This window comes from Gordonia aquimaris, assembly GCF_026262595.1.
In the GTDB taxonomy this organism is placed as follows: domain Bacteria; phylum Actinomycetota; class Actinomycetes; order Mycobacteriales; family Mycobacteriaceae; genus Gordonia; species Gordonia tangerina.
In genome coordinates this window covers 20371-28459 of record NZ_JAPKFM010000039.1, presented here as the reverse complement: position 1 = coordinate 28459, position 8089 = coordinate 20371, and the positions used below count along the sequence as shown (strand labels likewise).

The 8089-nt window shown below is 65.6% G+C and carries 5 protein-coding genes; all 5 read right to left on the bottom strand.

Features of this window, described 5'->3' with window-relative positions:
* Positions 1-639 (bottom strand): DUF222 domain-containing protein (locus OSB52_RS23550; RefSeq protein WP_266063744.1); only part of this gene is annotated, 639 nt, incomplete at its 3' end.
* Between the two features lie 184 nt (positions 640-823).
* Entirely contained in the window at positions 824-2278 is a 1455-nt protein-coding gene (locus OSB52_RS23545) for a putative hexosyltransferase (protein ID WP_266063742.1), read from the bottom strand.
* Between the two features lie 117 nt (positions 2279-2395).
* Positions 2396-3856: an MFS transporter gene (locus tag OSB52_RS23540; protein WP_266063740.1), complete on the bottom strand. Its 1461-nt coding sequence runs from the start codon at positions 3854-3856 to the stop codon at positions 2396-2398.
* A complete protein-coding gene (locus OSB52_RS23535) occupies positions 3853-4326 on the bottom strand; it encodes a MarR family winged helix-turn-helix transcriptional regulator (protein ID WP_235724837.1) in 474 nt (157 codons plus the stop codon). Before OSB52_RS23535 ends, OSB52_RS23540 begins: the two co-directional genes overlap by 4 nt.
* Positions 4327-4477: 151 nt before the next feature.
* Positions 4478-8089 carry a methionine synthase gene (metH, locus tag OSB52_RS23530; RefSeq protein WP_235724839.1) on the bottom strand — a complete coding sequence of 1204 codons (3612 nt, stop codon included), beginning with the start codon at positions 8087-8089 and terminating at the stop codon, positions 4478-4480.

The window sequence follows — 8089 nt, the reverse complement described above, 5'->3', positions numbered from 1 at the left end:
GGTGCCGTCCTCACGCGGATGGGTCCACATCCGGCGGTCATCAAGGGCCTGCTGCCGACGTTCACGCACCGCGTCGGGGTCATGACGAAACACGATGCGGTCACTTGGATAGAGCTTGTCGAAATCAGCATGTCGCGGAACCTGGCTTTGCTCCACGCTCCGCGCTTGGTGCGCAGGGTCGCCGCGGATGTCGGCATCCACCGCCGGTGCGGCTGATGATTCGGCCAGCAGGTCGGTCCGGCTGACGGCTTTCTGGGCGTGCCACGGCCCGATCACGCCGTCACGCAAACATTCCGACACCTCCGGCAACCGGTCCCGCAACGCGACCGCATCATTGAGCAGTGTTTCCGCGGCGCCACGAGACGTTCCGCGGAGTTTGGAGATACGTGCCGCGGCGTCCGCGAAGCCATCCACCACGAAACCGTCGGTGTCTTCACGCGCAGCAACGAGACGGTCGTAGAGTGCTGCCACCGAACGGTATTCGGCGTAGGCGAGATAGGCGCGACCGCGGTCGAGCTCGGCCATACCCAACAGCAAGTCGTTGGTCGGGTCCTCATCGGGGTAGGCCGCATCCACACCACCGAGATAGTCACGCGGCAACTGCGGCCACGGCGACGGCGAGGACAACACGGACGACACGAAAGACCCCTCACGGATCTGATCACAACCAACCGATGCAGGATCTTCTTCGATATGCCACCCGCCATGAACGACACCGACCCCGAGGCCGAATGTCAGCGAGTTCGCGCCCACCCGTTTCGCATCAACTCATCCTGCACACACCAATCTAGAACAGACCACCGACAAGATTGATCACCGCAGTTCAGGGGCGATTTCGAAAGGGACTCCCGGTATCCCGCTCGTTCCGAGCGCGACCGCGCCGAACGACATCGAACACCGCGTACACCACCCCGAGCGCGGCCAGACCCATCATCGAGGCGTAGATCGACAACGCGGCGTTGCCGCGACCCGAACTGTAGCCATCGTCGCCGCGCGACGGTCCCTGGCCCGACGATCCCGGCCCCGACGACGCACCCCTGTCGCCGCGACCCGGCCCGCCGGCCACCGTGCCATCGAATGCGGCGCCGCCGCCCGGCCCGCCGGGTCGCGCCGCGGCCCCGCCGCCCGGTCCACCCATCAGCTGTCCCTGGTCGCCCGTGAGCGATGCGTGATACACCCCGATCGCCGCGGCCTGGATCAGGACCGGGATGAGCACGAACCGCAGCGGTAGGTAGAAGGCCAGTACCACGCTGAGGATCTCCGCGGTGTAGAAGTATCGATCGTGCATGGCCGGCAACAGAAATGGCACCAGCACCGAGGACGCCGTCGCGACCGCGAGGATCGACGTGGGGGTGACCGCCGGGCGCTTCCATACCGACCACACTAGGAACGCGACGATGATCGCGGCGGCAACTGCGATACCGAGATGGGCCAGCCAGGTGACGTCGCCCGAGACCGGAATCAGTTGATAGAGGTTGGCCGCGCCCAGAGTCAACTGCTGGTAGGAGCCTGTCTGATCGAGGTACACGGTGAGAGCCTCGTGCCACGGAGCCCCAGCGACCAGAGCCGGCAGGTCCAGGAGCACGTAGACGATCGGGATGGCGAGCAGGCTGTACCACGGCAGGCGCCGTCGGATCAGCAACCACAGCAGCGCAGGCATGACGAAGACCGCCTGCAACTTGAACGCGATCGCGACACCGAACATGACGCATGCCCAGATCGAGTTCATTCGTGACGACTGCGGCGTAGCCCTCATCGCCCTCATCAGGAAGTACACGCCACCGAGCACGAACGCCGAATAGATGGCATCGGCCTGCCCCCAGTACGCGCTGTTGGCGATCACCGACGGCAGCAGTAACACGATGCCGAACGCCAACGCCCGCAGCGAGAATCGTGGTGTGCGCAGCGCGACGATGCGGTAGGCGAAGAAAGCCATCAGGACGTCGAAGGCGATCGAGATGGCCTTGATGCCGATCAATGCCGGCATGTTGAGCGCCGTGAGTATCCAGATCAGATACAGGTAGGGGTAGTTGTAGTCCGCGAATTTCTCCCGGAATGCGCCGAAGCCCTGCGTGTCGAGAGTCTCGTACCAGCGGCTCAGAAAGGCTCGATAGTCAAGGGTCTCGATGTCGAGGAACTGCATGCGGATGACCAGCGCCACCACGATGAGCGTGATGAGGGTGGCCCAGCGGAGCCATCGTGGCGGCGTCGTGCGTGCGGCTTCGGCGGTGTGCTCTGCGCTCGCCGGCGGCGCTGGTGCGAGGGTTGGGGATGCCATGCGACCACTGTCCTGCCACAGCCTGGCAACCCGATGTCAGCGAGCTATGAGATCGGTGCTGGTGTCCATCCGGGCGGCTCATCGTGACCCGTCGGGGCGTCGGACGCGGGTGCGTGCTCACATCGGGTCGCGTTGGATGCGTTCGCGCGTTCGCTCGGCGGTGGCAGTCGCCCACCTCGTGGTCGACACGAACCCGACGGCCACCAGCGCCGCACCACAGAGCGCCATCAACACCCAAGCCGGATGCGCGGCGTCGGCCAGATCATCGACCACCGATCCGGTGACACCGGAGAACGCGACGGCGCCGAACACCGCAACGCCGAGCGAGATACCGACCTGCCGACTCGTCGAGGCGATGGCCGAGGCGACCCCGGCCTGCGCGCGGGGCATACCCGAGACCGCCGCGTTGGTGATCGGGGCGTTGACCAGCCCCATCCCGACGCCCAATGCGAGGTAGGCGCAACCGAGGTACCACATGCTCGTCTCGGTGCCGGCGCGCGTCAACATCACGCCGCTCACCAGCACCATGAGGCCGGCGCCGACCATCGGGAGGCGCGCGCCACGGTCGCCCACCAGCCGCCCCGACAGAGGTGAGAACACCGCGTTGGCCACCGCCATGGGCAAGGTCATCAAACCCGCCTGCAGGGGAGTCAGGCCGCGGACCTGCTGGAGATAGAGCGTGTTCAGGAACAGGAAGCCACCCATCGCACTGAAGGCCACGATCGCGCCGATGACAGAACTGCTGAATGGGACGCTGCGGAAGAATCGCAGGTCCAGCAGTGGTTCGCGCCGCCGCGATTCGACGACGATCAGACCCGCCAGGCCAGTCGCCGCCAACACGAACGCAGCCGACACCGGCACCGACGACCACCCGAGTGTTCGGCCCTCGATGATGCCGTAGATCAGCGCAGCCAGAAACACCAGGATGAGGATCTGGCCTGCCGGATCGGGGCGCCGGATGTGCGGCGCCCTGGACTCGGGGACGAGAACGGCGGTCAGGGTGATCGCGACGACACACACCGGCACGTTGAGCCAGAAGATCGCCTCCCAGCCGATCCCGTCGACGAGAATGCCGCCGACCAACGGACCGAGGGCCATGCTCACGCCGATGGCCGCACCCCACAGTCCGATGGCTCGCGCCCGCTCGCGGGGCTCGGTGAAGATGTTGGTGATGATCGACATCGCGACAGGGTTCATCATCGCGCCCCCGATCGCCTGCAGCATCCGGGCGCCGATGAGCATTTCGGGTGTCGCGGCCAGCGAGCACAGCACGGATCCGATGCCGAAAACGCTGAGGCCGACCTGGAACACTCGTTTGCGACCGAGCCGGTCACCCAGGGAGCCGCCGAGCATCAGCAGACTGGCGAGTACCAACGTGTAGGAGTCGATGACCCACTGCAGCTGCGACGACGATGCGCCGAGAGCCGCACCGATGGCCGGAAGCGCGACGTTGACGCCAGAGGTGTCGATCCCGACGATGAACAGACTCAGACAACAGGTGGCGAGGACCGCCAACTGTCGCCGCCGACTCAATTCGCCGGCCTCTGATGCGCCGCGGGTGACGGTTGCCCCGCTCATGCGTCGGCCCGGGCGCGCAGCAGACCGAGCAGGCCGGCGAGTTCGCGACGTTGAGCCTCGTCGAGGGCGTCGAACATGTCCGGGGCGATCGCCGGGTCGCTCACCAAGGAATCCACCACGGCTCGCCCCGCATCGGTGATCGCGACGACTTTGAACCGGCGATCGTCGGCGCGTGGTTCTCGGGACACCAGACCGCGATCGACGAGGTCGTTGACGATCACGCTCGTCGCGGGTGCGTCGATGCCCAGACGCCGGGCCAGCTCGGATTGCGTGAGTTCACGTGTCGCCACCCGGCGCAATGCGCGAAACCTGCTGAACGGCATGTCGATACGGGCATCAATCCGACTTCGCGACTCTGCGGCGTGGTCGCGCACCAGACTGTTCATGGTGAACCACAACTCGGTGGCCGATGGTGCGGTCTCCGGCGCCTCGGCTTCCGCACCGCCGACACCCCGCTCAGTTGTATTCATACAACTATTGTAGATGCACAACTGAGTCGCGCACACCTACCGTCGAGATCGAGCGCAGCTTCCCTCACCCCGCCGGCACCTCGATGACGGCGGAGTGCGGTGAATGTTGCGGATACCGGCACGTTGACCGCACTGCGCGGCGTCACGTACCTCAGGTGTTGAAGTACTTGGCCTCCGGGTGATGCAGCACGAAGGCGTCGGTCGACTGTTCGGGATGCAGTTGCAGTTCCTCGGACAGTTCCACACCGATGCGGCCCGGTTCGAGCAGGTCGATCATCTTGGCCCGATCCTCGAGATCCGGGCACGCACCGTAGCCGAACGAGAAACGCGCACCGCGGTACTCGAGATCGAAGAAGCCCTGCGCGTTCTCCGGGTCCTCGCCCGCGAAGGAGGCTCCCTCGACGGTCAGTTCACCACGTACTCGCTGATGCCAGTACTCGGCGAACGCTTCGGTCAGCTGCACACCGATGCCGTGCACCTCGAGGTAATCGCGGTAGGCGTCGTCAGCGAACAGCTTGTTCGCGAAGTCGGCAATCGGCTGACCCATCGTCACCAGCTGGAACGGCAGCACATCCACCTGCCCGACACTCTCGCAGTCCTCCCGTGACCGGATGAAGTCGGCCACGCACAGGAATCGGGGACGTTGCTGGCGCGGGAAGGTGAAGCTGTGCCGCACTGGTGCATCGGGGCGTGGCTCGGTGAGCACATGAACCGTGTCGCCGTCGCTGACCGCCGGGAAGTAGCCGTAGACGACAGCGGCGTGCTGCAGGATATTCTCGGTCGACAACCGGTCGATCCAGTACCGCAGTCGTGGCCGTCCCTCGGTGTCGACGAGCTCCTCGTATGACGGGCCCTCACCCCCGCGGACGCCGCGTAACCCCCACTGCCCTAAGAACAGAGCACGTTCGTCGAGCAGTTGCAGGTATTCGGCGACCGGTACCCCCTTGACGATCCGGGTGCCCCAGAAGGGTGGTGTCGGGATCGCGTTGTCGGCGGCCACATCCGAGCGTGCCGGGACCTCGACCGGTGTCTCGGCGGCCTTGCGCTTCTCCGCAATCCGCTTGGAACGCTCATGCCGCGCTTTGCGTTCCTGCGCCTTCTTCTGCGCGGCGAGCGCCTCCGGGCTGTCGGGGTCGGGCCCCTCCCCCCGCTTGGTCGCCATAATCTCGTCCATCAGACGCAGACCCTCGAAAGCGTCCCGCGCATAGTGGACATCACCCTCGTAGATCTCGGCGAGATCGTTTTCGACATAGGTGCGGGTGAGCGCGGCGCCGCCGAGCAGCACCGGGTAGCTGTCGGCCACCCCGCGGCCATTGATCTCCTCCAGGTTCTCCTTCATCACCACGGTCGACTTCACCAACAGCCCGGACATACCGATCACGTCGGCGCGCTTGTCGGCAGCCGCCTCCAGAATCGTGTTGATCGGCTGCTTGATGCCGAGGTTGACCACCTCGTAGCCATTGTTGGAGAGGATGATGTCGACGAGGTTCTTGCCGATGTCGTGCACATCGCCCTTGACGGTCGCGAGCACGATGCGGCCCTTGCCGTCCTCGCCTGTGGACTCCATATGCGGTTCCAGGTGCGCAACAGCGGTTTTCATGACCTCTGCGGATTGCAACACGAAGGGCAGCTGCATCTGACCGGAACCGAACAGCTCGCCGACGGTCTTCATACCCGACAGCAATGTCTCGTTGATGATCACCAGCGGCGGCTTCTCGGTCATCGCCTCGTCGAGGTCCTCGGTGAGACCATTGCGTTCGCCGTCGACGATGCGGCGCTCGAGCCGCTCGAACAGAGGCAGTTTGGCGAGCTCGGCAGCCCGCGACTCGCGCGCCGATGCCGCCGACACACCCTCGAACAACTCCATGAGCTTCTGCAGCGGGTCGTAACCGTCGCGTCTGCGGTCGTACACCAGATCCAGCGCAACCTCACGCTGCTCCTCCGGGATCCGCGCCATCGGCAGGATCTTCGACGCATGCACGATCGCGGTGTCGAGGCCGGCCTGCACGCACTCGTGCAAGAACACCGAGTTCAACACCTGCCGGGCGGCCGGGTTCAGGCCGAACGAGATGTTCGAGATGCCCAGGGTGAAGTGCACCTCCGGATGGGCCTCGTGCAGACGCCGGATCGCCTCGATGGTCTCGATACCGTCGCGGCGGACTTCTTCCTGTCCGGTGGAGATCGGGAAGGTGAGGGCATCGATGATGATGTCCTCTTCGGCGAGTCCCCAGTTGCTGGTGATGTCGGCGATGAGCCGCTCGGCGACGCGCACCTTCCAGTCGGCGGTGCGGGCCTGACCTTCCTCGTCGATGGTGAGCGCGACGACGGCCGCGCCGTGCTCCACCACCAACTCCATGATGCGGGTGAAACGCGACTCGGGACCGTCGCCGTCCTCGTAGTTCACCGAGTTGACCGCACAACGGCCGCCGAGTGATTCCAGACCCGCCTGGATCACCTCGGGCTCGGTCGAGTCCAGCATGATCGGCAGCGTCGACGAGGTCGCGAACCGACCGGCCAGCGCGGTCATGTCCGCCGAACCATCGCGACCGACGTAGTCGACGTTCAGGTCGAGCATGTGCGCGCCGTCGCGCGTCTGGTCCTTCGCGATGTCGAGGCACTTCTGATAGTCCTCGGCGATCATCGCCTCACGGAAAGCCTTGGACCCGTTGGTGTTCGTCCGTTCGCCGATCACCAGGAAGCTGGCGTCCTGGTCGAACGGCACCGCGCTGTAGAGCGACGACGTCTCCGAGACATGATCGGGCGTGCGCTCGGCGGGTGTCATCTCAGCGACCCGCTCGGCGACGTGTCGGATGTGTTCGGGGGTCGTGCCGCAGCATCCGCCGACGAAGGACAACCCGAAATCGCTCACGAAATCGCCGAGGGCGGTGGCCAGCTCATCGGGCTGCAACGGATACTCGGCCCCGTTGGCGCCCAGCACCGGCAGACCTGCGTTGGGCATCACCGACACCGGGATGCGGGCGTGCTTGGACAGATAGCGCAGGTGCTCACTCATCTCGGCAGGCCCGGTCGCGCAGTTGAGACCGATGATGTCCACGCCGAGCGGCTCGATGGCCGCGAGTGCCGCACCGATCTCCGATCCGAGCAGCATCGTCCCGGTGGTCTCCACGGTCACGTGGCTGATGATCGGGATGTGACGGCCCATGTCGCTCATCGCGCGCCGGGCGGCGACAACCGCGGCCTTGACCTGCAGCAGGTCCTGCGAGGTCTCCACCAGGACGGCGTCGGCGCCACCCTCCAGCATGCCGGTGACGCACTCGTAATAGGCATCGCGGATCACGTCGAAAGTGGTGTGTCCGAGGCTGGGCAACTTCGTACCCGGTCCGATCGATCCGAGCACGAACCGTGCAGTGCCGTCGGCCGACGGACCGATCTCGTCGGCCACTCCGCGGGCGATGCCGGTGCCCTTGTAGGCGAGCTCCCGGATGCGGTCGGCGATGTCGTAGTCGCCGAGGTTGGACAGGTTGCAGCCGAAGGTGTTGGTCTCGACGGCGTCAGCCCCGGCCTCGAAATAGGCACGATGGATGTCGGCGAGGACGTCGGGGCGGGTGTCGTTGAGAATCTCGTTGCAGCCCTCGAGGCCGTTGAAGTCGTCGAGGGTGAGATCGGCGGCCTGCAACATCGTGCCCATGGCACCGTCGCCGATCAGCACGCGACGCGACATGGCGGTGAGCAACGTCGTGTCGTAATCGGACGGGCGCGGCGAGCGAGCCCGATTGTCCGGGTCGGTGATGCGGGTCGACAT

Bases quoted from the DNA above. Each gene is read 5' to 3' on its own strand.
- OSB52_RS23540 (WP_266063740.1), bottom strand. From the start codon at position 3,856: ATGAGCGGGGCAACCGTCACCCGCGGCGCATCAGAGGCCGGCGAATTG.
- OSB52_RS23535 (WP_235724837.1), bottom strand. From the start codon at position 4,326: ATGAATACAACTGAGCGGGGTGTCGGCGGTGCGGAAGCCGAGGCGCCG.
- metH (WP_235724839.1), bottom strand. From the start codon at position 8,089: ATGTCGACCCGCATCACCGACCCGGACAATCGGGCTCGCTCGCCGCGC.
- OSB52_RS23545 (WP_266063742.1), bottom strand. From the start codon at position 2,278: ATGGCATCCCCAACCCTCGCACCAGCGCCGCCGGCGAGCGCAGAGCAC.